This is a genomic window from Nonomuraea sp. NPDC051298 (genome assembly GCF_055586305.1).
In genome coordinates this window covers 18548-44493 of sequence record NZ_JBVJIM010000008.1, presented here as the reverse complement: position 1 = coordinate 44493, position 25946 = coordinate 18548, and the positions used below count along the sequence as shown (strand labels likewise).

At 69.6% G+C, this 25946-nt stretch carries 33 protein-coding genes and 1 tRNA gene; 23 read left to right on the top strand and 11 right to left on the bottom strand.

All coding sequences use genetic code 11. From position 1 onward, the window contains the following. Nucleotides 1-64: 64 nt before the first annotated feature. Together ACZ6S0_RS23585 and ACZ6S0_RS23580 are read right to left on the bottom strand one after the other, a co-directional pair. Nucleotides 65-583: a hypothetical protein gene (locus ACZ6S0_RS23585; RefSeq protein ID WP_465921318.1), complete on the bottom strand. Its 519-nt coding sequence runs from the start codon at nt 581-583 to the stop codon at nt 65-67. A gap of 107 nt (nt 584-690) precedes the next feature. Further along, the gene (locus ACZ6S0_RS23580) at nt 691-1440 is read right to left on the bottom strand and encodes a MerR family transcriptional regulator (protein WP_465921316.1); all 750 of its coding nucleotides are present in this window, start codon (nt 1438-1440) and stop codon (nt 691-693) included. A gap of 98 nt (nt 1441-1538) precedes the next feature. Between ACZ6S0_RS23580 and ACZ6S0_RS23575 the strand changes: the two genes are divergently transcribed. Continuing rightward, nucleotides 1539-2144: a TetR/AcrR family transcriptional regulator gene (locus ACZ6S0_RS23575; RefSeq protein WP_465921313.1), complete on the top strand. Its 606-nt coding sequence runs from the start codon at nt 1539-1541 to the stop codon at nt 2142-2144. Nucleotides 2145-2153: 9 nt separating this feature from the next. Here the strand turns inward: ACZ6S0_RS23575 and ACZ6S0_RS23570 are convergent, their stop codons facing one another. Continuing rightward, entirely contained in the window at nt 2154-2300 is a 147-nt protein-coding gene (locus ACZ6S0_RS23570) for a hypothetical protein (RefSeq protein ID WP_465921312.1), read from the bottom strand. A gap of 151 nt (nt 2301-2451) precedes the next feature. Between ACZ6S0_RS23570 and ACZ6S0_RS23565 the strand changes: the two genes are divergently transcribed. Continuing rightward, nucleotides 2452-2808, top strand: coding sequence for a YdeI/OmpD-associated family protein (locus ACZ6S0_RS23565; protein ID WP_465921311.1), 357 nt, complete (start codon nt 2452-2454; stop codon nt 2806-2808). 118 nt (nt 2809-2926) lie between these two features. Here the strand turns inward: ACZ6S0_RS23565 and ACZ6S0_RS23560 are convergent, their stop codons facing one another. After that, nucleotides 2927-5740, bottom strand: a complete 2814-nt coding sequence (locus ACZ6S0_RS23560) for an AfsR/SARP family transcriptional regulator (RefSeq protein WP_465921310.1) — start codon at nt 5738-5740, stop codon at nt 2927-2929. A gap of 288 nt (nt 5741-6028) precedes the next feature. On the opposite strand from ACZ6S0_RS23560, the gene ACZ6S0_RS23555 reads away from it, so the two are divergent. Next, the gene (locus tag ACZ6S0_RS23555; protein ID WP_465921308.1) at nt 6029-6208 is read left to right on the top strand and encodes a hypothetical protein; all 180 of its coding nucleotides are present in this window, start codon (nt 6029-6031) and stop codon (nt 6206-6208) included. Between the two features lie 56 nt (nt 6209-6264). Here ACZ6S0_RS23555 and ACZ6S0_RS23550 read toward each other — a convergent pair whose 3' ends face one another. After that, entirely contained in the window at nt 6265-6828 is a 564-nt protein-coding gene (locus tag ACZ6S0_RS23550) for a hypothetical protein (RefSeq protein WP_465921307.1), read from the bottom strand. A gap of 8 nt (nt 6829-6836) precedes the next feature. Beyond that, on the bottom strand, nt 6837-7073 hold the full coding sequence (locus ACZ6S0_RS23545) for a hypothetical protein (RefSeq protein WP_465921306.1): 237 nt from the start codon (nt 7071-7073) through the stop codon (nt 6837-6839). A 118-nt stretch (nt 7074-7191) separates the two neighbouring features. Between ACZ6S0_RS23545 and ACZ6S0_RS23540 the strand changes: the two genes are divergently transcribed. The 4 genes from ACZ6S0_RS23540 to ACZ6S0_RS23525 all read left to right on the top strand — a co-directional run bounded on the left by ACZ6S0_RS23540 (nt 7192) and on the right by ACZ6S0_RS23525 (nt 9477). Further along, nucleotides 7192-7758: a MauE/DoxX family redox-associated membrane protein gene (locus ACZ6S0_RS23540; protein WP_465921302.1), complete on the top strand. Its 567-nt coding sequence runs from the start codon at nt 7192-7194 to the stop codon at nt 7756-7758. Next, nucleotides 7755-8309: a hypothetical protein gene (locus tag ACZ6S0_RS23535; protein ID WP_465921301.1), complete on the top strand. Its 555-nt coding sequence runs from the start codon at nt 7755-7757 to the stop codon at nt 8307-8309. Before ACZ6S0_RS23540 ends, ACZ6S0_RS23535 begins: the two co-directional genes overlap by 4 nt. Before the next feature lie 31 nt (nt 8310-8340). Next, complete coding sequence (locus tag ACZ6S0_RS23530) at nt 8341-8709, top strand: hypothetical protein (protein WP_465921299.1); 369 nt, start codon at nt 8341-8343, stop codon at nt 8707-8709. 207 nt (nt 8710-8916) lie between these two features. Continuing rightward, nucleotides 8917-9477 carry a hypothetical protein gene (locus ACZ6S0_RS23525; protein ID WP_465921296.1) on the top strand — a complete coding sequence of 187 codons (561 nt, stop codon included), beginning with the start codon at nt 8917-8919 and terminating at the stop codon, nt 9475-9477. Nucleotides 9478-9528: 51 nt separating this feature from the next. Here the strand turns inward: ACZ6S0_RS23525 and ACZ6S0_RS23520 are convergent, their stop codons facing one another. Next, on the bottom strand, nt 9529-10116 hold the full coding sequence (locus ACZ6S0_RS23520) for a hypothetical protein (protein ID WP_465921292.1): 588 nt from the start codon (nt 10114-10116) through the stop codon (nt 9529-9531). Between the two features lie 39 nt (nt 10117-10155). Then, on the bottom strand, nt 10156-11145 hold the full coding sequence (gene selD / locus ACZ6S0_RS23515; RefSeq protein ID WP_465921291.1) for a selenide, water dikinase SelD: 990 nt from the start codon (nt 11143-11145) through the stop codon (nt 10156-10158). A gap of 99 nt (nt 11146-11244) precedes the next feature. Between selD and ACZ6S0_RS23510 the strand changes: the two genes are divergently transcribed. From ACZ6S0_RS23510 to ACZ6S0_RS23460, 11 genes are all read left to right on the top strand, one after another. Continuing rightward, a tRNA-Sec gene (locus ACZ6S0_RS23510) sits at nt 11245-11340 on the top strand. A gap of 17 nt (nt 11341-11357) precedes the next feature. Next, nucleotides 11358-11816, top strand: a complete 459-nt coding sequence (locus ACZ6S0_RS23505; protein ID WP_465921288.1) for a rhodanese-like domain-containing protein — start codon at nt 11358-11360, stop codon at nt 11814-11816. Next, nucleotides 11807-13552: a selenocysteine-specific translation elongation factor gene (gene selB / locus ACZ6S0_RS23500; RefSeq protein ID WP_465921284.1), complete on the top strand. Its 1746-nt coding sequence runs from the start codon at nt 11807-11809 to the stop codon at nt 13550-13552. Before ACZ6S0_RS23505 ends, selB begins: the two co-directional genes overlap by 10 nt. Nucleotides 13553-14163: 611 nt before the next feature. Next, a complete protein-coding gene (locus tag ACZ6S0_RS23495) occupies nt 14164-14676 on the top strand; it encodes a methylated-DNA--[protein]-cysteine S-methyltransferase (RefSeq protein WP_465921281.1) in 513 nt (170 codons plus the stop codon). 49 nt (nt 14677-14725) lie between these two features. After that, a complete protein-coding gene (locus ACZ6S0_RS23490; protein ID WP_465921278.1) occupies nt 14726-15217 on the top strand; it encodes an RNA polymerase sigma factor in 492 nt (163 codons plus the stop codon). Further along, nucleotides 15214-15831, top strand: coding sequence for a methylated-DNA--[protein]-cysteine S-methyltransferase (locus tag ACZ6S0_RS23485; RefSeq protein WP_465921276.1), 618 nt, complete (start codon nt 15214-15216; stop codon nt 15829-15831). The genes ACZ6S0_RS23490 and ACZ6S0_RS23485 overlap by 4 nt, the downstream gene beginning before the upstream one ends. Then, nucleotides 15828-16568 carry a 2OG-Fe(II) oxygenase gene (locus tag ACZ6S0_RS23480; protein WP_465921272.1) on the top strand — a complete coding sequence of 247 codons (741 nt, stop codon included), beginning with the start codon at nt 15828-15830 and terminating at the stop codon, nt 16566-16568. Before ACZ6S0_RS23485 ends, ACZ6S0_RS23480 begins: the two co-directional genes overlap by 4 nt. Then, nucleotides 16565-16846, top strand: coding sequence for an Ada metal-binding domain-containing protein (locus tag ACZ6S0_RS23475; RefSeq protein ID WP_465921271.1), 282 nt, complete (start codon nt 16565-16567; stop codon nt 16844-16846). The genes ACZ6S0_RS23480 and ACZ6S0_RS23475 overlap by 4 nt, the downstream gene beginning before the upstream one ends. Further along, the gene (locus tag ACZ6S0_RS23470; protein WP_465921269.1) at nt 16843-17367 is read left to right on the top strand and encodes a hypothetical protein; all 525 of its coding nucleotides are present in this window, start codon (nt 16843-16845) and stop codon (nt 17365-17367) included. Before ACZ6S0_RS23475 ends, ACZ6S0_RS23470 begins: the two co-directional genes overlap by 4 nt. A 65-nt stretch (nt 17368-17432) precedes the next feature. After that, nucleotides 17433-18056, top strand: a complete 624-nt coding sequence (locus ACZ6S0_RS23465) for a DNA-3-methyladenine glycosylase I (RefSeq protein ID WP_465921267.1) — start codon at nt 17433-17435, stop codon at nt 18054-18056. Between the two features lie 221 nt (nt 18057-18277). Then, nucleotides 18278-18772 carry a hypothetical protein gene (locus ACZ6S0_RS23460; protein WP_465921263.1) on the top strand — a complete coding sequence of 165 codons (495 nt, stop codon included), beginning with the start codon at nt 18278-18280 and terminating at the stop codon, nt 18770-18772. On the opposite strand, the gene ACZ6S0_RS23455 is transcribed toward ACZ6S0_RS23460, so the two are convergent. Next, the gene (locus ACZ6S0_RS23455) at nt 18763-19455 is read right to left on the bottom strand and encodes a hypothetical protein (protein WP_465921260.1); all 693 of its coding nucleotides are present in this window, start codon (nt 19453-19455) and stop codon (nt 18763-18765) included. The genes ACZ6S0_RS23460 and ACZ6S0_RS23455 overlap by 10 nt on opposite strands. A gap of 424 nt (nt 19456-19879) precedes the next feature. Here ACZ6S0_RS23455 and ACZ6S0_RS23450 point away from each other — a divergent pair, with 424 nt between their 5' ends. After that, nucleotides 19880-20455, top strand: coding sequence for an RNA polymerase sigma factor (locus ACZ6S0_RS23450; RefSeq protein ID WP_465921258.1), 576 nt, complete (start codon nt 19880-19882; stop codon nt 20453-20455). After that, complete coding sequence (locus tag ACZ6S0_RS23445) at nt 20448-21392, top strand: hypothetical protein (protein ID WP_465921255.1); 945 nt, start codon at nt 20448-20450, stop codon at nt 21390-21392. Before ACZ6S0_RS23450 ends, ACZ6S0_RS23445 begins: the two co-directional genes overlap by 8 nt. Before the next feature lie 191 nt (nt 21393-21583). On the opposite strand, the gene ACZ6S0_RS23440 is transcribed toward ACZ6S0_RS23445, so the two are convergent. Then, complete coding sequence (locus ACZ6S0_RS23440; protein WP_465921252.1) at nt 21584-22204, bottom strand: L-threonylcarbamoyladenylate synthase; 621 nt, start codon at nt 22202-22204, stop codon at nt 21584-21586. A 328-nt stretch (nt 22205-22532) separates the two neighbouring features. On the opposite strand from ACZ6S0_RS23440, the gene ACZ6S0_RS23435 reads away from it, so the two are divergent. After that, on the top strand, nt 22533-22709 hold the full coding sequence (locus tag ACZ6S0_RS23435) for a hypothetical protein (RefSeq protein ID WP_465921251.1): 177 nt from the start codon (nt 22533-22535) through the stop codon (nt 22707-22709). 198 nt (nt 22710-22907) lie between these two features. On the opposite strand, the gene ACZ6S0_RS23430 is transcribed toward ACZ6S0_RS23435, so the two are convergent. Continuing rightward, the gene (locus ACZ6S0_RS23430) at nt 22908-23804 is read right to left on the bottom strand and encodes an alpha/beta fold hydrolase (RefSeq protein WP_465921247.1); all 897 of its coding nucleotides are present in this window, start codon (nt 23802-23804) and stop codon (nt 22908-22910) included. Nucleotides 23805-24095: 291 nt separating this feature from the next. Here ACZ6S0_RS23430 and ACZ6S0_RS23425 point away from each other — a divergent pair, with 291 nt between their 5' ends. Next, nucleotides 24096-25247, top strand: a complete 1152-nt coding sequence (locus ACZ6S0_RS23425; RefSeq protein WP_465921245.1) for a sensor histidine kinase — start codon at nt 24096-24098, stop codon at nt 25245-25247. After that, complete coding sequence (locus ACZ6S0_RS23420; RefSeq protein ID WP_465921242.1) at nt 25244-25903, top strand: response regulator; 660 nt, start codon at nt 25244-25246, stop codon at nt 25901-25903. Before ACZ6S0_RS23425 ends, ACZ6S0_RS23420 begins: the two co-directional genes overlap by 4 nt. Nucleotides 25904-25946 lie beyond the last annotated feature (43 nt).

The window sequence follows — 25946 nt, the reverse complement described above, 5'->3', positions numbered from 1 at the left end:
TCGTGGATCGGTTCTGTCGATCGGGAGGGCGCTGACGTCACGACGAAGATCCGCCGCGGTGTGTTCAGGCCAGCAGGGCCGTGAGCATGCCCCAGGACAGGGTCGTGGTCACGGTCGTCCAGACCACGATCGCCACCGCCTGCCACAGCAGGACCCACCCTCGCGGCGTGCCGGAGGCGACGAGCATGGCGGAGGTGAACTGGGTGGGAATTGCCAGGGGCCCGAGGAGGCTCGCGCCGGGCACGCCGAACCGGACCAGGTACCTACGGAAGCGCCGGCGTCCCTTCGACTCGGGCTTGGGCTCCGCGGGCGTCTCGATCCGGCCCGCGCGACGAGCCGCCGCGGTGGTACGGACGCGTGTGCCGAGCAGCACGACCGCGAGAACGCTGAGGAAGTTCCCCGAGGCCGCGGCGATGCCGGCGACGATGGGATGAATCCCACCCAGGACGCCGATCGGCGACGCCCCCTCGCCCTCGATGAACGGGATCATTCCGGCGAGCAGGACGATGAAGGGCTGGACGAGGTCGGGAACCTGGGCCACGAGATCTTGGAAGTTGCGGACAAGGGTCTCGACGGGATTCACGAGGGCTCCTCGGGCGGCGTCTCGCGCATATCGGCGATCTGTTTCGACTGGAGCCCCAGTAGAGACCGTGTCCTTGGAACATGGTCAAACCCCGTGGAAGGCGACTGTCAGTCGTCGCCGTTCGCCTCGCGCGCGACGCGCGGCTGCTCGTGCGCGAGGATGCTGGCGCGGCGCAGCACGTCGAGTTGGGCGGTGTTGTACAACTCGACCACCGCTTCGATGAACGTCTGCCGCGTGACGTGTTCACTCTTCGACAGATGCGCCGCCGGATCGCTCAGCCAGGGGTAGTCGACGAGGTTCTGGGCGAGGATCGGCGCGAGCTTTTCCGCGAGTCGCTGCCGGGTCGCCTCGTCCGCGTCGGGCGACAAGGCGTCGATGTCGGCGCCGATGGAGCCGGTGTCGGCCTCCACCATGCGCCGCACGTCCTTCATCGCATCCTCGTCGTAGAGCTGCGTGTAGATGTGGATGATCGAGCTGTCGGCCTCGGACAGGCGTGCGGCGACGGACTCGAACCCCGCCGGCACGTCGGCCGGCGCGCTGCCACGCAGGATGGCCGCGATGTCGGACCGCGCTCTCTGCAGGTGCTCGATGCGTGCCGCGAGTTCGGCGTCGAGCTGTCGCAGTGCGTCCGGGGTGCTGTCCCCGCCCGCGCCGACTTCTCCGATCCGCGAGAGGGGCACGCCGAGATCGGCGAGCCGTCGGAGGCGCAGGAGGCGCACGAGATCCTGCACTCCGTACTGTTTGTAGCCGTTGTACCTGCGCTCGGGCTCGTCGAGCAGGCCGAGCCGGTGGTAGTGCCGGATGGTGTTCACCGTGGTGCCGGCCAGCTCCGCGAGTTCGCGTGTGCTCCAGGCCACGTCGTCTCCTTCCCTCGCTCACAGGGTGCGTCGTCGTCTCGCCCGCCGACATGACCAGCGTCTCGGCTCCATTCCGTACCGAGGAGTACAATTGTGGCATGGGTGATTCCCGGAGCACTGTCATGGGCCGGCCCAGGGAGTTCGACATCGACGAGGCGCTGGAGCGCGCCATGCGGGTGTTCTGGGAGCGGGGATACGAGGGGGCGACCCTCTCCGATCTGACCGGGGCCATGGGGATCACCAAGACGAGCATGTACGCGGCCTTCGGCAACAAGGAGCAGTTGTTCCGCAAGGCGCTGGAGCGCTACCACGAGGGTCCGGCCTCCTACGCGACACGCGCCCGGGAGGAGCCGACCGCACGGGGGGTGGCCGAGGCGCTCCTGCGTGGAGCGGTTCGGACCACCACCCTTTCCGAAGGTCATCCCGGATGCCTGACGGTGCAGGGCGCGCTGGCGGCGAGCGACGGAGGCCGGCCCGCGCACGACCTGCTCGTCGGCTGGCGGAACGACGCGGGTCTACGCCTCGAGGAGCGCTTCCGGCGCGCCGTCGAGGAGGGCGACCTCCCGCGCGACGCCGACCCGGGGCGACTCGCCCGATACGTCATGGCGGTGGCATTCGGCATCGCCGTCCAGGCGGCCGGCGGCCTCGGTCACGACGAACTCCAGGACATCGCCGACCTGGCACTGCGTAGCTGGCAGCCGTAGCGGGTGTGCCTACGAGCGCGCCCTGGCCACCGCCGGACACCGGCGCTCGCCGCCCGACAGTTGGTGCCCTTCCTGGCCGACGAGGGTGTCGAGGCCGTGCGGCAGGTCGAGGGTCTGGCCGACGCCATCGGAACTCCTTTCTGTGCGGAGACGCACCGTTCAGCAGGAGTGACGGTAGGGAGGGGTGGTATGCCGGAGGTATGCCATCCGCTCTCACGCTCCGACGAGGTCAGAAAAGTGTTCATATGGTGAGCACTTTGCTTGAGAGCATCGATCTCACAGGCCGTCGAACGGAAGGCTGACCACGATGACCGACAACGCCCTGCTCCTGGACGACGCCGCCGCCTGGAGGGCCTGGCTCGCCGAGCACCACGAGACCGCCCGCGACGTCTGGCTGATGATCGCCAAGAAGAACGGCGACGCGACGACCGTCACCCTCGACGAGGCCCTGGACGAAGCTCTGTGTCACGGCTGGATCGACAGCCACCGCAGGGCGTTCGACGGCGACTACTACCTGCAGCGCTACTCGCCGCGCACCCGCCGAAGCCCTTGGTCCAGCATCAACGTCGCGAAGGCCGAGGCGCTGACGGCCGCCGGCCGGATGCGCCCGGCAGGCCGCGCCGCGATCGAGACCGCCAGAACCGCCGGCCGCTGGCCCGCCTAGCAACCCCGACCCCGGCCCCGGCCCCGACCTGCGCGCCGACCTCGAAGAAGTGCCCGCCACCTGCCGATCCGCCGTCGGCCGCGGCCACGCGGCGGTCGGGCACGCGCCGGAGCGCGGGTCAGAGCATGTTCTTGATCGGCTGGGGCGTTTCCGGCACGGGCTGGGCGAGGATCTCGGCCGCCTCCCCTGGGGTGAGCAGGCGGGCGTCGCGCAGCAGGCGGACGGACTCCTCCCACTGCCTCCGTGCCTCGCCGTGCCGTTCGAGGCCGTGCAGCGTGGTGCCGAACCACCAGCGTGACACGGCTTCCTTCAGTCGGTATCCCGACTCGTGGAGCAGCCGCACGGCCGTCGTGTAGCTCTCCACCGCCTCGGTCAGCCGACCTGCATGGCGGTAGGCGTCGCCCAGCGAACCGTGTGCGATGCCCGCATCGGCGGGCGGGTCCGTCTTCGGCCACAGTTCCACCAACTGGCGTGCTTCCGCGATCGCCTCGTCGAAGCGCCCCTGCCGGTAGTAGACGTGCACCCGGTTGTTGCGGAGCACCGCCGCGGCCGCGGGGCGTTCCGCGTCGTCGTTGAGCGCCAACGCGGACTCCAAGTAGCCGAGCGCCTCGTCGAGACGGCCCACGATCGTGTTGATGATGCCGAGGTTGTTGAGCACCCCGGCCTTCCGCCGGGGCAGGCCGGCGCGGTCCCAGTCGGTGAGGGCCGTCTCCAGTTGGGCGATCGCGGCGTCGTACCGGCCCTGGTCTCGGTGTACCCAGCCGAGGAAGTTGCGGAGCTGGGCTTTGTCCTCCCACGCCTGGATATGGTCGGCCACCTCGATGGCGTGGGTGTAGATGTCGGCGAGTTGTGTGTGCCAGCCCTGGTAGCAGAAGGGCCAGTGCAGTCCGATGACCAGGCCGACGGCGGTCGCCGGGTCGGGGCCGGTCAACGCCTGCTGTGCGGCGGTGAGCAGGTTGTCCCGTTCGTCGTGGACCCATCGTTCGGCTTCGGCCGGGTTCTGGAAGGTGGTGCCGGGCAGTTCGACGGGGCAGCGCGGTACGGGCTCGTTGTTGAACAGGGTGCTCGCCATCCACAGGGTGGTCAGATAGTGGTGCAGCGCGCGCTGTACGGCGTTGGTGCGTTCCTGCTCGGGCAGGTCCTGGTGTGCTCGTTCGCGGGCGTAGAGGCCGACCAGGTCGTGGAACTGGTAGCGGCCGGGTCCGGCGGGTTCGAGGAGGCGGGCGTCCAGCAGGCGTTCCAGGGCGGCCTCCGCGCGGTGGTGCGGCCAACCGGTCAGGGCGGCGGTGGCGGCGGGGGTGTGGGCAGGCAGGTCGAGCAGGCCGAGCAGGGGCAGCAGGCGGGCGGCGTCACGGCCGGTGGGCTCTTCGTGGAGGTGGTGGTGGCTGACCGCGATACTGGCGCGGACGGCCAGGTCGGCGTACTCCAGCACGTCCAGGCGGCGGGTGGCGTCGGCCAGCCGCGCTTCCAGGTCGGACAGGGCCCAGTCGGGGCGGGCGGCCAGGCGGGCGCCGACGATCCGCAGGGCGAGAGGAAAGCCACCGCACAGGCGGACGACCCGCTCGGCCGCCTGCGGTTCGGCGCGTACCCGGTCGGGTCCGGCCAAACGGGACAGGAGCGCGGCGGCGTCGGCGGCGTTCAGGGCGCCCAGGTGGAGGCGGCGGGCGCTGTCGAGAGTGGCCAGCGGGTCCCGGCAGGTGATCAGCACCCGGCAGCCGGCGCCGGCGGGGATGAGCGGGCGGATCTGGCGCACGTCACGGGCGTTGTCCAGGATGACCAGCAGGTTGCAGGTCGCCGTCAGTGACCGGTAACGCGCGGCGGCCTCGTCCTGACCGGCGGGAACGGCGGCGCCGTCCAGACCGAGAGAGCGCAGCAGATGGCGCAGGGCCTGAGCCGGGGGCAACGGGTCGAGACCGGGAGTGGACCCGTGCAGGTTGAGGTAGATGACGCCGTCGGTGAACCGGGCCGCCATCGCGTGGGCGACGTGAACGGCCAGGGCGGACTTGCCGACGCCGCCGGGTCCGTCGATCACCGTGACGGCAGGCCCCCGGCCGGGCCCAAGTGCGGTGCGCAGGCGGTCGATCTCGGCGGCGCGGGCGGTGAAGGCACGAGTGTCGGCGGGCATCTCGGCCGGGACGTACGGCTCGCCCGCCGTGACCTGCTGGGCCGGCGCGGCCAGATCGAGGGCAGGGTCCTTGACCAGGACGGCCTGGTGCAGGCGGCGAAGTTCGGCCCCGGGTTCGATGCCGAGTTCGCCGACCATGACCTGGCGGATGTCCTGGTAGACCGCGAGCGCCTCGGGCGAACGACCGGCGCGGTGCAGGGCGAGCATGAGCTGAGCGGCGGCACGTTCGCGCAGGGGGTGGGTCCGCACGTGCATGGCCAGGTCGGTGGCCACCGCGTGGTGGTCCCCGGCGGCCAGGCGCAGATCGGCGTGGTCTTCCAGGACGGTGAGGCGTTCTTCCTCCAGACGGGTGGCTTCGATCCGCGCCCAGGGGGCGGCCAGCTCTGCCAGCGGTTCCCCCCGCCACAACTGCAGCGCCGCGCGGAACAGGGCGTCCGCGGCGGCCCTGCCCTCTTGCGCCTGGGCGATGCGGGCGCGTTTGACCAGGCGGCCGAACAGATGGGCGTCGACGTGGTCGGGTTCGAGCGCGAGCCGGTAACCGCCGGGCACCGTCTGGATGACCTCCTCAGCGCTGTGGGGCCCGAGGGTCTCACGGAGTTTGGAGATCACGATGTGAAGCTGCTTGCCCGCGGTCAGCGCCGAGCCGTCTCCCCAGACGTCGGTGAGGATCCGCTCGGCGTGCACGGCCTGCCCGGCGTTCATGGCCAGCCTGGTCAGCACACCGATACGCCGGCTCCCCACGACCCGTACCGGTCCGTCACCGCCCAGGACCTGCAACGGGCCGAGAAATCCGATCTCCAACGCCATCAGGAGACACTCCCCGCCCTTGACGGAGCCGGCAGCGCGACGACGCGGCCGGGCCCATTCGTGGCGATGACGTAGAGAACGACGTCGGGAACACGGCCCTTGTGCGGGCTTCTGGCGCCATGGTTCACATGTGCATGTATAGAAGCGCAGAGTTGCAGATCCCTTACAGATGACTCGTCAGGCTACCGATTCATCAGCGTCACCTTCCTGCCCTATGCGGAGGATTGTGTCGCGATCTCTGTGTCCCTTACGATCGCCCCTGCGTCTTCGTCTCGCACAGGAGGTCTCATGACACACGCCAGACTGCTCAAGAAGCTCTCCGTCGTGGCCGCGGCCGGCTTTTTCGCGCTCGGCCTTGGCGCTGCGACTGCCGCTTCCGCCTCCGCCGCCGGGCCCACCGAGATAATCGACGACATCACCCCCTCCGGCGAAATCTCCGGCAAGCCCACCACGGTCGCCCCTCGGTAACGATTCCACGCCGCCCCCTGCGCGTCCGTGTGTGGGCACCACCGCGCACTCCGGCTTCAGCGGTCTCGTTCCGGCAGCCGCAACCACAGATCCGGCGGGCCGACGACGGCCCGAGCGTCAGGCAGTCGCAGCCCCGCCATGGCACACAGATATGCCACGGCCTCGCCTTGGTAGAGGTATTCGGCGAGAATCTCGTCGGCCGTCAGGTGTCCGCCAACGTCGCCGGCGCCGGGATTCGTGTCGGAGTCCTCAATCGCTCCATCGCGGCTCACCAGCCCTTGGCTGCCGCTCTTGGGGTTGGCGAACAGGCTGTGGCAGACAGTTCCCTCGGACAGTGGCAAGGTCACTTCGGGGGTGGAGGGGACGTATCCCCAGGGTTGGGTGACGACGCATCCGCCGGGGACGTCGGTGATTCCGACGATTCCCAGATGGGCATCGGGATCGGCCCAAGGATCAGCCAGGACCGCCTCGATGGCGGTGTCGTCGGCCGGCCGGGCTTGCAGCCGCCGCGCAGCCTCAGCCGCGGTGAGATCCGCCACGCACGCCACACCCATGTAGTCGTCGCCGACGTTCTCCAGCGCGGCGATCAGCCGCCGCGCCTCCGCGACCGTCGCAGCCACGTCGGAGGTCAGGCCGGGGTGCCCGGCTGGGATCGGGAACAGGCCGGGGGCCGGGCCAGCTCGGCCACCGTCTCAGGAGTCCCCCATTCGGCCGCGAAGTGCAGGGGCTTCCCCTCGTAACCGCCGAAGGCGTAGACGCCCGAGTTGGGGTTGGCACCCGCTTCCAGCCTGACGCGGATCGCCTCGAGATCAGCCCATCCACGCCCATCGATACCAGACCATCCTGCCATCTGAGGATCGGTCATGACGCTCCCTCGGATCACGGGACAGAACACCTATCCCGCCGGAACGATCTTGTCAAGTGTTGATCATTTTCGGCCGGTACCATACTTTTCGTTCATCCGACCCTGACGGGAGTAACGGATGAACGTTAATGCGGCAGTCGTGGCCGGAGCCGCAGCTCAGGTCATACTCATCGTGGTCTTCCTGATAGCGGCGCTGTCAAAGATCCTTACCCATCACGAACTCGGCCAGACCATCGCACGGCTCGGTCCGGCGGCTCTGGCGAGGCAGGCCGCGATCGCGGTGATCTCCGTGGAGATGCTGGCCGTGGCCGGACTGACGGTGGCGCCGTCCGCAGTGTGGCCCAGAGTGCTCATCGCGCTGCTGGCGCTGGCGTTCGCCGGTGCCGGAATCCGCGCGCTGGGCCGCGGAGAGAAGATCAAGTGCGGTTGTTTCGGGAACAGCGGCGCCGTGCTCGGCTGGCGCCAGGTGCTGTACCTCCCGCTGTGGTTGGCGCTCGCCGCACTGGCCGAGGCGAGCCCGCCGACCTGGACCGGGCAGGAGGGGCTGCTCGGCCTGGCCGTGGCGCTGCTCGCCTTGGTCGCCTGGAAACTGAGGGCCGAACTACGCGTGATGCGCCCGCTGCGGGAGGACCGGATGGTGCTTCCCGACCCGACCCAACCCGAAGCGGAGGTGCACGCCGCATGACGACGGTGCTGCTCATCGTGATCTGCCTGCTGGCCGTGGTGCTGTTCATCCAGATCGGCGCGCAGGTGGAGCTTTTCCAGCAGGTCAAGCAGATCCGGGCGTACCTCGACATGGAGGACAAGCCCACCCCGGTGGAGTTGGGAACCCTGGAAGGCGCCCGGCCGAGCAGTTTCGGCCTGCCGGCGGCGCTCGACGAGGCCGAGCGGGCCATGGTGCTGTTCCTCTCCAACAAGTGCGAGACCTGCCACAACCTGGCATCGGCGCTGCGTGGGGGTGCGGTGCCGCCATCGATGTGGGTCGTGGTTGTCCCGGTGTCCGGGGACGGCAACGAGTTCATCTCCGAGTTCGGGCTGTACGGCGAGCGGGTCCTCCTCGACGAGGAGGAGCGCATCGTCGACAGCATCGGGCTCGACATCACACCCGTCGCACTCCACGTCACCGAGGGGAAGCTGACACGCGCCCACACGGTGCCGACGGTCAGGCAGATGTACGCGGCCGCCCCTGTCCCCTACAAGCACAACCTGGCCGGCAAGCCTTCCGTACGGCACTGATCCGATTCACCCCACGGTCAGAGAGGCCAGCATGGACCATCTCAACAAGATGTCGGAAGGAACCGATTCATCGGGCAGGCGAGGATTCCTCGGCTGGATGGGCAGGGTCGGCGTCGCGGCGATCGGTGCGGTCGCCGGCGCGGCCGTGATGAGCAAGCCGGCGGCGGCGGCGAACTGGCGCTGCTGCAGCCTCGCCCTCCCCAACAAGTTCTGCAACACCAACAGCAGCGGACAGTACGTCTGCCCGTCGGGTTACAGCATGAAGGTGTGGCAATGCTGCAGCGGCTCGGCGCCGTACCAGCGGAGGTACGCCTGCGGTGAGTGCACCAAGGGCGGTGACTGCTACACGGGCCCGTTCATCTGCTCGGCCGGCTGGACGGTCAACGCCAACGGCTGCTAACAGGTAACCGAGTGGCCGGCCGGACGCGACGCCGTTGGCCGGCCACTCCGGATGGAGAATGCCGTGTCCTTTGACACCTGGGTGACCTTCGCGTTGCTCCTGCTCATCGCGAGCGCGGGCTTCGCGCAGTTGTTCAGCTTTTGAGGCCTGTCCTTCGTCGGATACCTCCGCCCCCTGGTCCAGGGGAGAGTTCCCGGGGAGAAGGCCATGTATCGGCCGATCCTCATGCTCATGCTCGGCTTCAGCCTCTCCGCGCTGACCATGTACGGGCTGGTGCACCTGCTCGGCTCCGGCCTGTTCGGCGGAGTGCCGGGGACGGGAGCCAAGCTCACCGCGGCGACGGTGATGCTCGCCTGCCTGGTCATCGACTCCGGCCTGTTCGGGCTGCGCACACCCATGTGGCGGCGCCAGACTCCGCAGCAGCATTTCTACCGGTTCGGCCCGGCCAGGGGCGCGCTCCTGTGGGGGCTGGACACCGGCCTGGTCCTGACCACGTTCAGGGTCACCTCGCTCACCTGGGCGGCACTCGGCGTCACGCTGTCCGGGCTGGTGCCGTGGTGGGCGGGACTAGCGTACGCGATCGGCTTCACCTGGCCGGGTTTCGTGATGGTGGCGGTCGTGCCACCGTCGAAGGACCTGGTGGAGATCCCTGAGCCGATGTGGCTGATCGACTGGCTCATGGACAGAGAGAAGCCGGTCAGGCGGCTGGCGCTGGTTGTTCTCACGGTCGCGTTCGCCGGCGTCGTCACCTCGTTGTTCCTGGGCTGAGGCGCCGCCCGCCGCTCGCGCGGGCGGCGCCTCCTCAGGTCACTCCTCAGGTCAGCAGGCGCCGTTGAAGAAGGAGATCTCACGCCGGACGACGGCCTCGCCCGGCACCCGGAACTCCAGCGGGACGCACCTGGGTTCCTTCACGTAGAAGCCGCCCACGAAGACCGTGTCATGGTCGGAGCACGCGGTGAACGACACCGCGTGGTCGGCCTCGGCCGGGGTACGGGCATTCCTGGACGGCTCGGAGTAGAGCAGGCCCGCGCTGTCGTGGAACTTCGCGGGGATGGACACCGTGATCGTCTTGCCCTTCCTGACCAGCGCGCCGACCTTGAACCTGTGGTCGCTGCCGTACTCCTCGGCTCGGGCGCCGCCCCACGCGAGCAGTCCGGGGATGACCAGCGGCCCCACCACGAGGTCGTCCGGCACGGCGGCGCGGCTCGAGTTCTTCTCCCCCGGGAACTCGGCATTGCGGTTCGCGCAATTCAGCACCCGCGGATTGCCGAGGCTTCCCGGTCGCCCGGCCGACTGCGCGGCCTCCGCCCGCGCGTCGGCCTCTCCTGCTGCACAAGCGGTCAAGGACGGCAGCAACGCCACCAGCGCCGCCCAGGTCGATCCCCTGCGAACTCCTTTGAAGATCATTACCTAGTTGTACACCCGGTCCAGGACACCGGCCAGAGGTCAGCGGATCACGACGGTGTGGCGCTCGCGGGGAATCAGCTCACCGATCACCGGAGCCCCCGGGATCTCCCCGGCGACCAGCAGGCCCCCGGAGGTCTGCGCGTCGGCGAGGAGAAGGAGCGTCTCCTCGTCCACCACCCCGGTGTCGGTGTACGGGGCCACCCAGTCCAGGTTGCGGCGCGAGCCTCCCGGCACGTAGCCGTCGCGCACGGCCTCACGGGCGCCCTCGATGAGCGGAACGGCCGCCGCGTCGATCACCGCGGTGACGCCGGAGGCCCGGGCGAGCTTGTACAGGTGTCCCAGCAGACCGAAGCCGGTGACATCGGTGACGCAGCGGACGCCGGCCTCCAGAGCGGCCTGGCCGGCGTCGGCGTTGAGCCGGGTCATGACCTCGATCGCCTGCGGGAACACCTCGCCCGTGGCCTTGTGCCGGTTGTTCAGCACGCCGGAGCCGATGGGCTTGGTCAGCGAGAGCGGCAGCCCGGGGCGGCCCGCGTCGTTGCGCATCAGCCGCGCGGGGTCGGCCAGCCCGGTGACCGCCATGCCGTACATGGGCTCCGGCCCGTTCACGCTGTGCCCGCCCGCCACGTGGCACCCGGCCTGCCGCGCGACGTCCGCGCCGCCCCGCAGCACCTCCCTGGCGATCTCGTACGGCAGGCCGTCCCGGGGCCAGCACAGCACGTTGAGCGCGACGAGCGGCCGCCCGCCCATGGCGTAGACATCCGAGAGCGCGTTGGAGGCGGCGATCCGGCCCCAGTCGTAGGGGTCATCGACGACCGGCGTGAAGAAGTCGGCCGTGCTCACGATCGCGGTGTCGCCCTGGACTCGGACGACGGCCGCGTCGTCACCGGTCTCCGTGCCGACCAGCAGTTCGCCCAGCGGATCGTCGGGCGGCACCGCGCCGAAGCCCGCGAGCACGCTCTCCAACTCCCCGGCTGGGATCTTGCAGGCACAGCCGCCGCCCTGCGCGTAGTGCGTCAATCGCTGCATGATCGTAATGTACCGATCTGTTGATCATGGCGTAAGTGCGGATGTAACGACAGAGGGCTGCGGCGTCGTGCCGCGCCGGATAGGGCTAAGATCACGAACGGAGGCGTCCGGGTGCCTGGTGGCCCTCTCGGTCTTCAAAACCGATGGCGTCGAGCAACTCGGCGCGGCGGGTTCGATTCCCGTCCGCCTCCGCCAGATCCCCCTGGAGTCTCATGAGCATCGACACGCTACTGGCTCAGGCACGTGCCGGGCTGCGCCGCCTACCGCCTGCCGAGGCCCGTGCCGCCGCGAGCCGTGGCGCGGCCTTCATCGTGGACACCCGGCCAGAATCCCAGCGCCGCACCGGCGGCGAGGTGCCCGGCGCCATCGTGATCGAACGCAACCAGTTGGAGTGGCGGCTCGATCCGCGCTGCGACGCGCGGATCCCCGAGGCCACCTCGGCGCACATCCACTGGATCATCCTGTGCGACGAGGGATACTCCTCCAGCCTCGCCGCCTCGACCCTCAGGCAGATCGGGCTGGCGAACGCCACCGACGTGATCGGCGGCTTCCAGGCGTGGACCGCGGCCGGGCTGCAGGTCAGCCGGCCCGCCTCCCCCACCCCACCGCGAGGTCCGGGCGAACCCGCCATCGACGCGGAGCCGACGGCCGCCGAGCACGCATGTGGGTGATGGCCACCGCCGGGCACGTGGATCACGGCAAGTCGACCCTGGTGCGGGCGCTCACCGGAATGGAGCCTGACCGCTGGGCCGAGGAACGGCTCCGTGGCATGACCATCGACCTCGGCTTCGCCTGGACCACGCTCGAGTCGGGCCGGCAGTTGGCGTTCGTCGACGTCCCCGGGCACGAACGGTTCGTCACCAACATGCTCGCCGGTGTCGGCCCGTGTCCCGCGGTCATGTTCGTGGTGGCGGCGGACGAGGGGTGGCGGGCCCAGTCCGCCGAGCACCTGGCCGCCCTGCACGCCCTGGGCGTACGGCACGGTCTGCTGGTGATCACCCGCGCAGACCTCGCCGACCCGGGACCCGCGCTGGCGGAGGCCCGCCTCCACCTGGAGGGGACGAGCCTGTCGGAGATCGAAGCCGTCGCCGTCAGCGGCCTGACCGGGCAGGGCCTGCCTGAGCTGTCCGCCGCGCTCGACCGGCTCGCGGCCGAGCACCCGGAACCGCGCCGGGACGGCCCGGTGCGGTTGTGGATCGATCGGGTGTTCACCATCACCGGGGCCGGAACCGTCGTCACCGGCACACTCACGCACGGCACGGTGCGGACGGGCGACGAACTCCTCGCCGGGACGGACCGAGTCCAGGTCCGTGGCCTTCACACGCTCAACCAGCGGAAGGACGCGGTGTCGGCGACCGCTCGCATCGCCGTCAACGTCAGGGGCGTCGACCGCGACACCCTGTCCCGTGGCACCGCGCTGCTGACACCGGACGCGTGGATCACCACCGAGTCGGCGGACGTACGGCTGGAGCCCGGTGGGGACATCGGCGGGGAGCTGCACTTTCATCTGGGTTCCGCCGCCGTTCCTGCTCGGCTGCGCCCGCTGGGCGCGGACACCGCTCGCCTCACCCTCTCCCGGCCCATGCCGCTCAGGGCCGGTGACCACGGGCTGCTCCGCGATCCCGGCCGCCGGACGATCGTGGCGGGCGTGCGCGTCCTCGACGTACGGCCGGCGCCTCTGCGGCGCCGGGGAGCCGCGGCGGTCAGGGGGGCGGCGCTCGCCGGGGTGACCGTGCCCACCGCTGCGGACCTCCTGCGCTGGCACGGACTGCTGAGCCGGGCTGAGCTGACCGCGATGGGGGCCGCGCCCAGTGGGCAGCCGGTGACGGGCGACTGGTTCGCCGACCCCGGCCACTGGTCCGAGCTTCGCCGGACCCTGGCGGAGCAGGTGTCACACCGCGACCAGGGAGTCACCGTGGAGGCCGCCGCCCGGCTGCTCGGCCTGCCCGACCGGCGGCTGGCACGGGCGCTCGTCGCCGAGCCGCTGACGATCAGGGCGGGGGTGATCCTCAGAGGCGATCGGAAGCAGGTCTCGCTGCCTCCTCAGGTCGAGAAGGCGATCGCCCGGCTACGGACCGACCTCGCCGACCGGCCCTTCGACGCCCCCAGCGCCGAACGCCTGGCCGAACTCAAGCTGACCGGCGCCTCCCTCACGGCGGCCGTGCGGGCGGCGGCGTTGCTGCCCATCGCGAGGAACATCGTCCTCCTGCCGGACGCGCCGGAGCTGGCGGTGGCCGTGCTGAGCGAACTGCCCGCGCCCTTCACCATCAGCCAGGCGCGGACAGCCCTGGGGACGAGCCGCCGCGTCGCCGTACCGCTCCTGGAGTACCTCGACGCCCATGGCCACACCCGGCGACTCGACAACGAGTCACGGATCTGCGTACCCCCCAGGGGAGCGGATTCGTGATTTTGCGCTGGGTGACGGCCTCCCCGTCGCTCGCATGCGTGAGGACGCCTGGGCCGCTCATCCCCCACCCCATACTGATGGCTTTGGCCCCGCCTCGGGAGATCGATCGAAGAGCCGGGTCGCTCGCGCACACACGGTCTCCGATCACGGCGGTCCACCCGCCCGCCTTCCCGGCAAGAAACGCCCGGTCGTCATGGATGTTCATGGCGATGCCGGCGCAGTCGGCGAACCTGGCTGCGGTGGCCGAGCCCAGATCGGCGCCCAGGCGGCGCGCGACCTCCCGTTCTGCAAGGCCCTGACACCAGACGGCGTAGAAGGCGGGGAGAGGGTCCTCCGCCTCATCGTAGGAGCACAGCAGTTCGTAAAGATGGTCACGATCGGCCATTGAATCCGTTCCTTGAAGAGCCGTCCGGCGTTGCGCAGAGCGGCTGCGCCGGAATCCGGGAAATCTCGATCGCATGCGAGCCTTCGGCGACGTTCTTCGAATATCAGATCAGGCGTGGTGAAGGCCGTGTTCACAGGTTCGGCCCCGTCGATGTAGCCGCCCGGCATCTGAAATCTCACGTTCTGCGGGCGGCGGACGTCTACCAGTCAGGAGAAGGGAAACGCAGATGAGTACTCGACACATCGTGATCGAGACCCGCCTCGGACCGATCACGCTCGTGGCGAAGGGCGAGACGATCGCCGGCCTGTACTTCAGGCACCACGTCCGTCGGCCCTCGCAGGAGACGTTCGGCCCCGAGGTGGCCGAATCCACGGACCCGCTGCTGAACGAAGCCGCCCGGCAGTTGCGCCACTATCTGGCGGGTCGGCGCAGGCAGTTCGATCTTCCGCTGGCCGCCGAGGGCGACGCGTTCCAGCATGCCGTCTGGGACATCGTGAAGAGCGTTCAGTGCGGTGACACGACCACCTACGGTCGGATCGCCGAGCAGGTCGGAGACCGCGGTCTCGCGCAACAGGTCGGACAGGCCGTGGGTGCGAACCCGCTGTGCATCTTCGTGCCGTGTCACCGCGTCGTCGGCTCCAAGGGTTCCCTCACCGGGTACGCCGGCGGACTGAAGCGCAAGCAGGTGCTGCTGGAGCTCGAGGAGCCGCCCGCGGTCAGCGCTGGACGGTTGTTCTGACCGGAAAACTCGCGTTCGCCATCGAAAGTATGTCGTCAATGGGATGGACATGAAACAACCGTTCGAGAACGTGGTGGCGCAGCACGGCGCAACCGTGCTGCGCGTCTGCCGGGTCCTCCTCGGCGCGCACGACGCGGACGACGCATGGTCGGAGACCTTCCTCTCCGCCATGCGCGCCTATCCCGACCTGCCTGAGACGGCGAACGTGGAGGCGTGGCTCGTGACGATCGCGCATCGTAAGGCGATCGACGTGCTGCGTGTCGCGAAGAGGAGCCCCCTGCCGGTCGGCGAGGTACCGGAAGCACCGACAGGGCGGGACATCCCGGACGCTGGGGACGCTGACCTGTGGGCCGTGGTGAAAGGGCTCCCGAGCAAACAACGCCAGGCTGTCGCCTACCGCTATGTGGCGGGGCTGACCTACGCCGAGATCGCAGAGATCCTCGGCGGCACCGTCGAGGCGGCCAGAAGAGCCGCCGCGGACGGGCTCAAGACTCTCAGGAAGAAGTATCCGGGCGCGATCACGAAAGGAGCATCATCATGAACGACATTCGCCACGATGACGACATGACCGCCCTGCTGTCGACGCCTGTGGATGCCGGCACTCTCGGCCGGCTCCATCGCCGTCTGGAGCAGGCGGCAGAGCGAGCCGATCTCGTCGATGTCGCTTACACCACCATCGACTCACCCGTCGGCAGGTTGCTGCTCGCCGCCACCCCGGAGGGGCTGGTCCGCGTGGCGTACGCCAGCGAGGACCACGATCGAGTCCTGGAGGCCCTCGCCCAGAAGCTCAGCCCGCGCATCCTGCGCGCCCCGAAGCGGCTGGACGAAGTGGCGCGGGAGATCGACGAGTACTTCGCCAAGCGCCGTCAGGTCTTCGACCTGGCGCTGGACCTGTCCCTGTCCCGCGGATTCCGGCGCCTGGTGCAGACGCATCTGCCCGAGATCGGGTACGGCCAGACCCGCAGCTACCGAGACATGGCCGAGTTGGTCGGCAACCCCAAGGCCGTCCGTGCGGTGGGCACCGCCTGTGCGACCAACCCGCTGCCGATCGTCGTCCCGTGCCACCGCGTGCTGCGTACCGACGGCACGCTCGGCGGTTACATCGGCGGACTCGAGGCCAAGACCATGCTGCTGAACCTGGAGGCCGCGGCATGAGCACCGCGAAGGCGACCGGAAGGAAGCCGGATCGGTGGTGCGGCCGCGTCGAGTCCGGCGACTGGGAGGCGATCACCACCGAGGTCAACGAGTACGGCGGCGCACTGCTGCCGCGGCTGCTGACCCCGGCGGAGACCGTGCAGATCAGGGAGCTGTACGGGCAGGACGACCTGTTCCGCAGCACCGTCGACATGGGCCGGCACCGCTTCGGCGAGGGCCGGTACCGATACTTCAACGCGCCGTACCCGGAGCCGATCGAGCGGCTCAAGCAGGCGCTGTACCCGCGACTGCTCCCCATCGCCCGCGACTGGTGGACCAAGCTCGGCCGGCCCGCGCCGTGGCCGGACTCGCTTGATGAGTGGCTTCGGATGTGCCACGACGCCGGCCAGACGAAGTCTTCGGCGATCCTGCTCCACTACGGCGAGAAGGATTGGAACGCTCTGCATCGCGACCTGTACGGCGACCTCGTGTTCCCGCTGCAGGTCGTGATCAACCTCAACGAGCCCGGCGTGGATCACACGGGCGGCGAGTTCCTGCTGCTGGAACAGCGCCCGCGCGCCCAGTCTCGGGGCACCGCCACGCTGCTGCCGCACGGTCACGGATACCTCTTCACCACCCGCGACCGACCCGTCAGGTCCGCCCGCGGATGGTCCGCCGCGCCGGTTCGGCACGGCGTGTCCGCCATCCGGTCCGGCGAACGTCACACCCTCGCTCTCGTCTTCCACGACGCCGCATGAGCGACGCGACGAAGACGTACACCCTGCTGGGGGCGGACGGCTGTCCCTATCGGTCTGCGGTCAAGGGGCTGTGGGGCGGCCATCGCAGCTCGAAGATCTACGGGCGGCTCGACTGTCCCGCCGCGCTGCGCGCAATCGCTCGTGGCCGCTACGTGAAGCACCGGGTCTTCTTCGCCGACGAGGACACGGCGGTGGCCGCCGGGTTCCGCCCCTGCGGGGTCTGTTGCAGGGACCGTTATCAGAAGTGGCGGACCGACCGGGAGGACGGCGAACGATGAAAGCCCTGACCAGCCCCTTGCTGAAGGCGTCGGCGAGTCATGATGCGGACCTGACGGCTACGGACGCCGAGATCGCGACCGTCATCGGAATCGCCCGCGACCGCCGTGCGCGTACTGTCGTGATCGGCTCCGGCCGTACCCCGCATGCCCTTGCGACCTCACGCCTGATCGCATCGGCCTGGGATCGTGCAGGAGGCGCAACTCTCGATACGATCACCTGGCCCGAGACCGGGGCCTCCTGGCTGCGTCATGCGTCACGGTTCGCCGCCGCCGACCCCGACCTGTGGGTGATGGTCGGGCCGGCGATCGGTTGGGCCCAGATGACCCGGCGGTTGCTGTGGTCGACGCGCTGGAGCCCCGCCCGCACCCTCGCGACCGCCGGAGTCGGCGACCCGCGCACTCTCGCTCTCGTCGGACTGGCCGAGCTGGACGGCCTGGCCGGCGCGGGCGCGGACGGTAGCTCCTGGCTCGTCGCGGACGATTCGCTCGTGCGCCTCACCCACGCGGAGGGCAAGCGATGACAGCGCCGTCGGTCGCGGCCGGATCAACGTCACGATGCGCATGACCAGGCTTGACGGGTGATCGAATGACACAGGATGCCACCAGCGCCACCGCCGACCCTGGCGTCGTCGTCGGCGACGACGGGCTCGCCCGGCCCGCATGGGCAGCCGCCGCCCCTCTGCTGCGCGACTACTACGACACAGAGTGGGGCATGCCGGTCACGGACGAACGCGGCGTCTACGAGCGCATCAGTCTCGAAGGATTTCAGGCGGGTCTGTCCTGGGCAACGATCCTCCGCAAGCGGCCCGCGTTCCGTGCGGCGTTCGACGACTTCCACCCGGACGTGATCGCCGCGTACACCGAGACCGATGTCGAGCGGTTGATGGACGACGTCGGCATCGTGCGCAACCGGCGGAAGATCCAGGCGACCATCACCAATGCCCGCGCCACCATCATGCTGCGTGAGGAGATGGGCCTGGCCGAGTTGGTGTGGTCCTTCCGGCCCGAGAGCACGCCCTGCCCCCAGACCTTTGCGGAGATCCCCACGAAGTCCGCGGAGTCGGTCGCGTTGTCGAAGGAACTGCGCCGACGCGGATTCGCCTTCGTCGGCCCGACCACCATGTACGCGCTCATGGAGGCGATCGGCATCGTCGACACCCATCTGCTCGGCTCGCATCGACGGGGCAGCTCCGGGATCTGGACCTCGTGACCCTTCATGGGCAAGCTCGTGGCGATCCCCGCCGACGGCCGTCGGCGATCCTGAAACCGGGCCCCGATCTCACGTTTCCGCGCGACCCGGCGTCTTCCCCATGCCGGGAGGCAACCGCCCGGCATCGCTGACACCAGTCAGCCCAGCATGCCCGCGGCCGTCATGCGCCCGGCGGTCGCGGGCACCGCTGCCATAGCGGGGCGTGCAGGGAGCACAGACGAATGACCAGTCGACAGGGCCAGGAATATGACCTGACCGACTTCGACGCCGACAAGTTCTGGATCGAGACGCACCGCGCGACCGCCGCCACGTACCGCTTCCCGAGTCTCGCGGACAAGAGCGCCCGGTCGACTCAGCTCGGCCTGGCGGTCGGAGACCTCCTCCAATCCGCCATGATCTGCGGTGGCATCGACGTGATGCCCTTCACGATCCGCGACGAGAGCCTCGTCGTCGTCGCGTGCAGAGGCTACGAGACCGTCGGCATCTCGATCATCGACGCAACCGGCGATGTCCCACGCGACGTCGTGACCTGGATGGAGCCGACCCACGCGGCGTGGGTGGAGCAGGTGCTCAAGATCGAACTTCTGCGCAACGCCCGGGAGGCGGGCATCGACCGGGTGATCGTCCGGGACGGCACCGCGACAGAGGCCATCTACAAGGCCCTTGGCCTGCGCCCGCGGCCTGCGGTTTCGCACGACGTCGAGCGTCACCCGTAATAGCGGTACAAGGCGAGCCAGAGAACCGCCACGTGGTCTTCGGAGGCGAATGCGATCACCTCGTCGCGGGACAGGTAGTCCTCAGACCAACGGTCCCAACCGGCATGTGCGCCGACGAAGTACCGGCTTCGTTCCGGCGGGAACGAGGTGAGGAGCTGGTCGGCCAGCGCTGCTCGGCCGGCTTGTGTCTCGGCAAGCTGGATTCGCCCCTGCTCGGTACGCGGAAGCTCGTCGTAGTCGCCATCGTTCATCGTCCAGCGCATCCGGCCGATCAGCCAGGCCGTCAGGAGGTCGGGGTCACCGGTCACTTCCTGCCACGGTTCTCGGCGATGCGGGGCATCGTCGTCTGAACCGCCGTCTTCGAACCCGAACCCGGCGGGCAGGTCAAGATTCCCGCTGGAGGTGAGGATGATCTGCTCACCGGCAGATCCCAGGGCCCGCACACCCGAACCGTAGGGTCCTGGCCCGGCCGGGAGGGGCCCGGCTTCTTCGTCGTCGTCGTCCCAATGCTTGCGCTCTTCCAGCGGCGTGAACGCCTCCGGCAGGCGCTTTTCGAGAAGGGTGTCGAGCAGCCGGAAAATTTCGTCCGTCGCCGTGACAGGGCCGCCATGGATGGATCGGTAGGTCACCGATGCCGTGCTGTCCGCCACGGCCTCCAGAGCCACCGCGCGTAGGTCGTCCACGCTGCGAACCCTGACGATGCACCTTTCCTCATACAGGTGCGCCACCTTGGAGTCGGACAGATCTGCCGCCAACGGTCCCACCGCTCTCGATTTGTCAACCAAACGTGCAAGGGACCTGGGATCTTAGCGGGCTCCTGATGGCTGAGGTGTTGTCGGGCGGCCCCGCCGGACAGGTCCGGGCAGTTCCAGCGCGATAGCGGTACCTTGGCTTGGCCTCGACCGGGCCGCCCCGCAGCGAGCGCCCTTCCCGATCCGGCCGAGGACGATGTCGAAGGCATCCGACGCGCCCACTTCGGCGGGCTGATCCGTGAATACGCGCAGGTCGCACAGGGCGGCCAAGTTTCTGGCACGCACAGGGAACCGGAGGATGCCCAGCGGGCTAGTGATAGGTGTATCGACCACAACGAGACGTGGATGGCCGTGTGTGAGTACCCCTGACGTCATACCTGAAGAATGGGATGAGGCGTTACTGAGACCCTCATCACTTGATGACCCCCGCTCCTTCGACGATCTGTTCCGCCGGCACGCACCACCGCTGCACCGCTACGCCGCCCGGCGGTTGGGCGGCCACCTCGCCGACGACATCGTCGCCGCGACCTTCCACCAGGCGCTTCAGCACCGCCACAGCTACGACCCCGCCCGCGGGGACACGTTGTCGTGGTTGTGGACCATCGCCACCAACCTGATACGCCGTCACCACCGTTCAGAGGCACGGCTCTATCGTGCGCTCGCACGTACCGGCGTCGACCCTGTCACCGAGGGCCACGCCGACCTCGTCGTCAACCAGGTCGCCGCGGCAACCACGACTCCGCGCCTGGCCAAGGCGCTGGCCGGGCTGCGCAAGGCCGATCGCGACCTGCTGCTGCTGATCGCCTGGGGCGAGCTGTCGTACCAGCAGGTCGCCGACGTGCTCGGCATCCCGGTGGGAACGGTCCGCTCGCGGCTGAACAGAACCCGCGCCAAACTTCGCAAAGCTCTGGGAGAGGTATCCGATGGATGAGATGAAGCTGCTCCGGCACATGCGCGCCGAGGTAACCGCGCCCGACCCGGACGAGCTGGCCGCGTCCATCGGCTGGCGATCGGAGCACCCGGCAGCACCGGTCCGGTCGAACCGCCGGCGCTCGCTCGCGTTCGCCCCGAAGCGGAACCGGGGACTGATCGTCGGCGCTGCGCTGACCGCGGCGCTGGCGGCGGCTTTGGTGATCGGCCCGAGTGTGGTGCCCGGAGGACTGGGCAGCGCGACCTCCTACGCCAGTGCCGCCATCGAGATCGAGAAGGCGGACGGCGACTGGGTGGCCAAGATCAAGGACCCTCTCGCCGATCACGAGCGCTATGCGGAGGGGTTCAGGGCGGTGGGGCTGGATGTGCAGTTGCGCCTGGTTCCGGCCTCCCCGGTAGATGTCGGGAAGGTGGTCGGGGGCGACCGGAGCGGGCCGATGCCGAGCCCGGTGCCGGGAGATGACGAAACGCCGGGCGGCCGTACGATCATCACCGCGGGCAAGGAGCCTTCCGGCTGCCAGATCGGGCAGGGCGACTGCCACCTCGCCATCCGGATCGCCGAAGACTTCCGCGGGACCATGTCGTTCCAGATCGGCCGACCCGCACAGCAGGGAGAGCCCTACCAGCGCCCGACTCTTGCCACGGACTCCGGCGAGGTGCTTCAAGGGGTCGCGGCACACGAGCGGCCAGTGGCCGAGGTGCTCGAGGAGATCAAGAAGCGTGATCTCCAGGTCGTGTACGAGCGGGCGACGTCCCAGGACGAGGGCCCGTCCAACTACGTCACCGACCGGCAGTACCACCTGACGTTCGAACCCGTCGATGCCAGTGAGGTCGGGCCGGACTGGCTCGTCTGGCAGGCGCGGTCGATCCAGGACGGGGTCATCCAACTGCAGGTTTCGCCCGAGAAGCTCAAGCCACTGGCGGAACCGGCCGGCTAGGCCCTTCCTGCCGACGTGGCGGGTATCGGCGAGTTCGGCCGGCCGGAACCCTGTTCAGGCCGGCCGAACTACGTGGACGACGCCCGCCCCGCCGCCGGCGGCGGTCTGGGGAACGCCGACGTGGTCGAAGGCCCACCCTCGGATGTCGAATCGGCCCGGAGACCACGGTCGCCGAGACCACTGCCCGCCGCCTATTCGAACAGGGACGTGTCTCCCGTGCCCCGGCGCAGAATCTCGGGCTCCTCCTGCGAGAAGTCGACGACGGTCGTCGGAGTGGGGCCGCATTCGCCGGAGTCGACGACCGCGTCCACCACGTGGTCGAGCCGCTCCTTGATCTCCCACCCCTGCATCGAAGGTTCGGTCTCGTCGGGCAGCAGCAGGGTGCTGGACACTAGCGGTTCGCCCAGCTCGGCCAGCAGCGCTTGGGCGACGACGTGATCAGGGATGCGGACGCCGACCGTCTTCTTCCGAGGATGCAGCAGCCGCCGCGGGACCTCCTTGGTCGCGGGCAGAATGAACGTGTAACCGCCCGGAGTCGCCGCCTTGACCTGGCGGAACAGCGCATTGCTCAGGTGAACGAACTGGCCGAATTGCGCGAAGTCACGACATACCAGGGTGAAGTGGTGGTCACTGCCAAGGCCGCGGATCTCCCTGATCCGGTCGAGGCCCTCCTTGTTGCCCGGTCGGCAGCCGAGGGCATAGCACGAGTCGGTGGGGTAGGCGATGAGCCCGTCCGCCCGCAGGATCTCGGCGATCTGGCTGATCAGGCGAGGCTGGGGATTGTCTGGATGAAGATCGAAGTATCTGGCCACGCCTCGGATCCTAGGGTCCGGAACCATGGCATGCGCGCGGCCCCACGGCGGTGCGGTCCCGCGTACAGGCAGCCCTCCGCCGCAGGATGGAGGCGCGGCGTCTCTCGACGACCGCGCCCTTGCCTGGGCGGCCACGTGTCGGCCAGCTCACCCACACGCGGCCGGCGCGGCTGCCTCGAACGCGGCGTACGCCTGCGGGCATCTGGGGTTCGGGCTGCCTCTGACGCCGAGCCAGTGCGCCGACAGGCTCAAGACAGGTCGCCTTCGTACATTCCCATGAAGACGCGGACTCCACGACGAGGGGACCGCTGATCGAGAGGAGATTGTCGTGCGTATCGGGTGGGTAGTCGCCATGGCCGCCGCACTGGTCATCGGGGGGTCGGCGGCGGGTGCCGCCGACAGCACCGACGGCACGCGGGTGACCGCCGGCAACGAGTGGTTCCAAGGCGGCGGTTCGACCGACGGGACCCGCGTGACGAGCACCGACAGCGGGGTCCTCACGTAGGTGAGCGATGCCCTCAGGTGGCGGGAGTCCTGAGGTCGGGGAGCCCGAGGAGAGGTCGTCCTCGGGCTCCGCAGATCCCGGCGTGACAGTCCCCCGTCACCGGGCTCCTGTCGATCTCGTCCTCGCCCCCAGTGGGCGAAGAGCCGGGGATGCTGGCGGGTGGCCGGGCCGCCCAGGTGGTGCACGCGGTCAGCCGGCTCAGGGGGAGGCCAGCGCGGCGACGCGCTCAATCGCGCGGACGGCGACTTCGGGCTGGTCGAGGTAGATGTAGTGCCCGCTCTTGGCCGCCGTGCTCAGCTTGCTTCTGCCGGACAGCGCGAGCCACTTGCGCTGGCCCGCGGACCAGGCCTTCTCCAGGAGCGGGCCGTATTCGGGGAGGGCTGCGAGGTACTGCTCGCCGTGCTGGACCACTTCCACCGGGATGTTCCCGGCGGAACGGACGTCGCCGTCGGTGATGGCGAGCTTCTCCGGGTTCGCGCCCTTGAATATCGCGAGGTTCTGGGCGCGCACCTCAGCCGCGGGGCCCTTGGCGGACGCCGGGATCGCCTTGGTGATGTCGGCGACCATCGTGGGTGAGGTGGTGTCCAGCAGGACCAGGCCCTTGACCCTGTCCTTGTGGTCGGGGGCGTACCGGGCGGCGATCAGCCCACCCAGCGAGTGCCCCGCCAGAACGACCGGGCTGTCCCCCGCGACCCGGTCGAGCACCCCGGTCAGCACCTTTCCGGTGCTCGAGAAGCTCTGCGGGCCGGTCGGCTTGTCGCTCGCACCCGCTCCCAGCCGGTCGTAGGAGCAGACCCGGTTCTTCTTGCTCAGCGTCTTCTGGAGGGCGGCCAGCTTGTCCAGGCCGTCACCGCCTCCGTGCATGAGGATGACGACCGGCCCGCCCTCCGCCGGATCCCCGGAGCACGACACGTTCACCGACTGGCCGTCGACCTTGATTTTCTCGGTTCCCGAGATCGGTTCGGCATCGGCCTTCCGCGTGGACCCGAAGAGATCCCAGTCCGTCCCCGAGTCGCCGCCGCAGCCGACGAGCGCGGCACCGGCCACGATGCTGCACAGCGTGACCCCGACGGATGCCTTGATCTTGCGGAACACGATGTCCTCCAGGGGGAGCGGTTCGTACGGCGGCGGTGTGGCGAGAAACGGGGCGGAGGCGCGCCGTGACTGAGAAGTAACGCTAGGGAAGCGACCGCCCCGGTATCGTCACCGCACGGTGGACATTCGCCGGTAGCTCGCACGGGGGACAAAGGGACCTCGTGACAGCGCCGCCGCGACGTCCGCCGTGCCGAGCGGCGCGGCGGATCGTCGCCTTCGCGACCGCCGGGGCGGCCTTCCGGTCCTCGCGTTGGAGCGGTGTCGTGCCGGCACAGCCACTAGGCTCTCCCCGTGAGCGGTCTCCTACGGGTCCTGGAACTGTGGCGCAGATGTGACGTCAAGTTACGGGATCTCCCGCTCGCGCTGGTGCTCGTCATCGCCTCGTTCCTGCCGGTGCTCCGCGGCCACGAGACGCAGGTCGGCGACCTCCCGGCGCGTCCCTTCGACGCCTTGGGCGCTGTGGTGCTCGCCCTGCTGTGCCTGCCCCTCGCCGTGCGCCGGCAGTGGCCGGCCATCAGCCTCGCCGTGGTGTCGCTGGGCTTCGTCCTCGCCCACCTCGGCAGCTACCACCTGGTCGCGGGCACCGCGCTGCCCATGGCGCTGGTGAGCGCGGGCGCGCATCTGGCACATCACCGGCGGCTCACCCTGGCCGTCCTGACGGCGGTGTACGTCGCACTGGCGGTCGTGCTCGACGGGCTCGGCTCGCCCGAGGGCCTGGACGGGTTCGTGGCCTTCTACCTGGGGCTGGCAATCGCGTGGTGCATCGGATCCTGGCTGCGCTCCACCCGGGTCGCCGAGGCGGAACGGCGCCGCCACGTCGCCGAGGCCACCAGGGCCGCCGAACGCACGCGCATCGCCCGCGAACTCCACGACGTGGTTACCCACCACGTCACGGCGATGGTCGTGCAGGCCGAGGCCGCGCGCTACCTGACCGCCGTACCCGATCGCCTCGACGAGACCCTGACCGCCGTCACCGACACCGGACGGCGGGCCATGACCGACCTGCGGCACCTGCTCGACCTGCTCAACCCCGACCACGACGCGGACGTCAGGATGCCGCCGGTCGGCGACCTGCACACGCTGGTGGAGCGGACCCGCCAGGCCGGGCAGCCGGTGGAGTTCACCGAGGAGGGCAAGCCTCCGGAGACCCCCGGCAGCGCCGAGTTCGTGGCCTACCGCGTCGTACAGGAGTCTCTGACGAATGCCCTCAAGCACGCCCGCGGCAGCCGTACCGCGGTCCGCCTGCGCCATGGCGCGAGGGAGATCCTCGTGGAGGTCAGCACCGACGGCCCGGGTTCTCCGGGCTCTCCGGGTGGGAGCGGGCGGGGTCTGGCCGGGCTCCGCGATCGGGTCGACGCGCTGGGCGGCGAGTTCAGCGCGGACCGGCGGGCGGACGGCGGCTTCGCCGTACGGGCGCGCATCCCCGCGGGGAGCTCGTCGTGAACGCGCCGGTCAGGATCCTGATCTGCGACGACCAGCCGCTGATCCGCACCGGGCTCTCGACGATCATCGATGCCCAGCCGGACCTCGAGGTGGCGGGCGAGTGCGGGGACGGACTCGCCGCCATCGACCTCGCCCGCCGGCTGGACCCGGACCTGGTGGTGATGGACGTACGGATGCCGATCCTCGACGGCATCGAGGCGACCCGCAGGCTGGCCGGCGCCGGGGTGCAGCATCCGGTCAAGGTGCTCGTGGTGACGACGTTCAACCTGGACGAGTACGTGTACGAGGCGCTGCGCGCGGGGGCCAGCGGGTTCCTGCTCAAGGACGCCCCGCCAGGGCAGCTACTGCACGGGATCCGCACCGTCGCCGCCGGTGCCGCGCTGCTCGCGCCCGAGGTGACGCGGCAACTCGTCGGCAGGTACGCGACCCGGATCCGTCCCGCTCCCGACGCCGAGGACGGCATCGCGCTGGCCCCGCGCGAACTGGAGGTGCTGCGCCTCATCGCCAACGGCATGTCCAACAGCGAGATCGCCGAGACGCTGGTGCTCAGCCAGGAGACCGTCAAGACCTACGTGTCGCGCATCCTCACCAAGCTCGACCTGCGTGACCGGGTGCAGGCGGTGGTCTACGCCTTCCGCCGGGGCCTGGTGACCTGACGCCCATGGGCACGGCGGCGTCGCCCGCCAGGCTCGCGGCCAA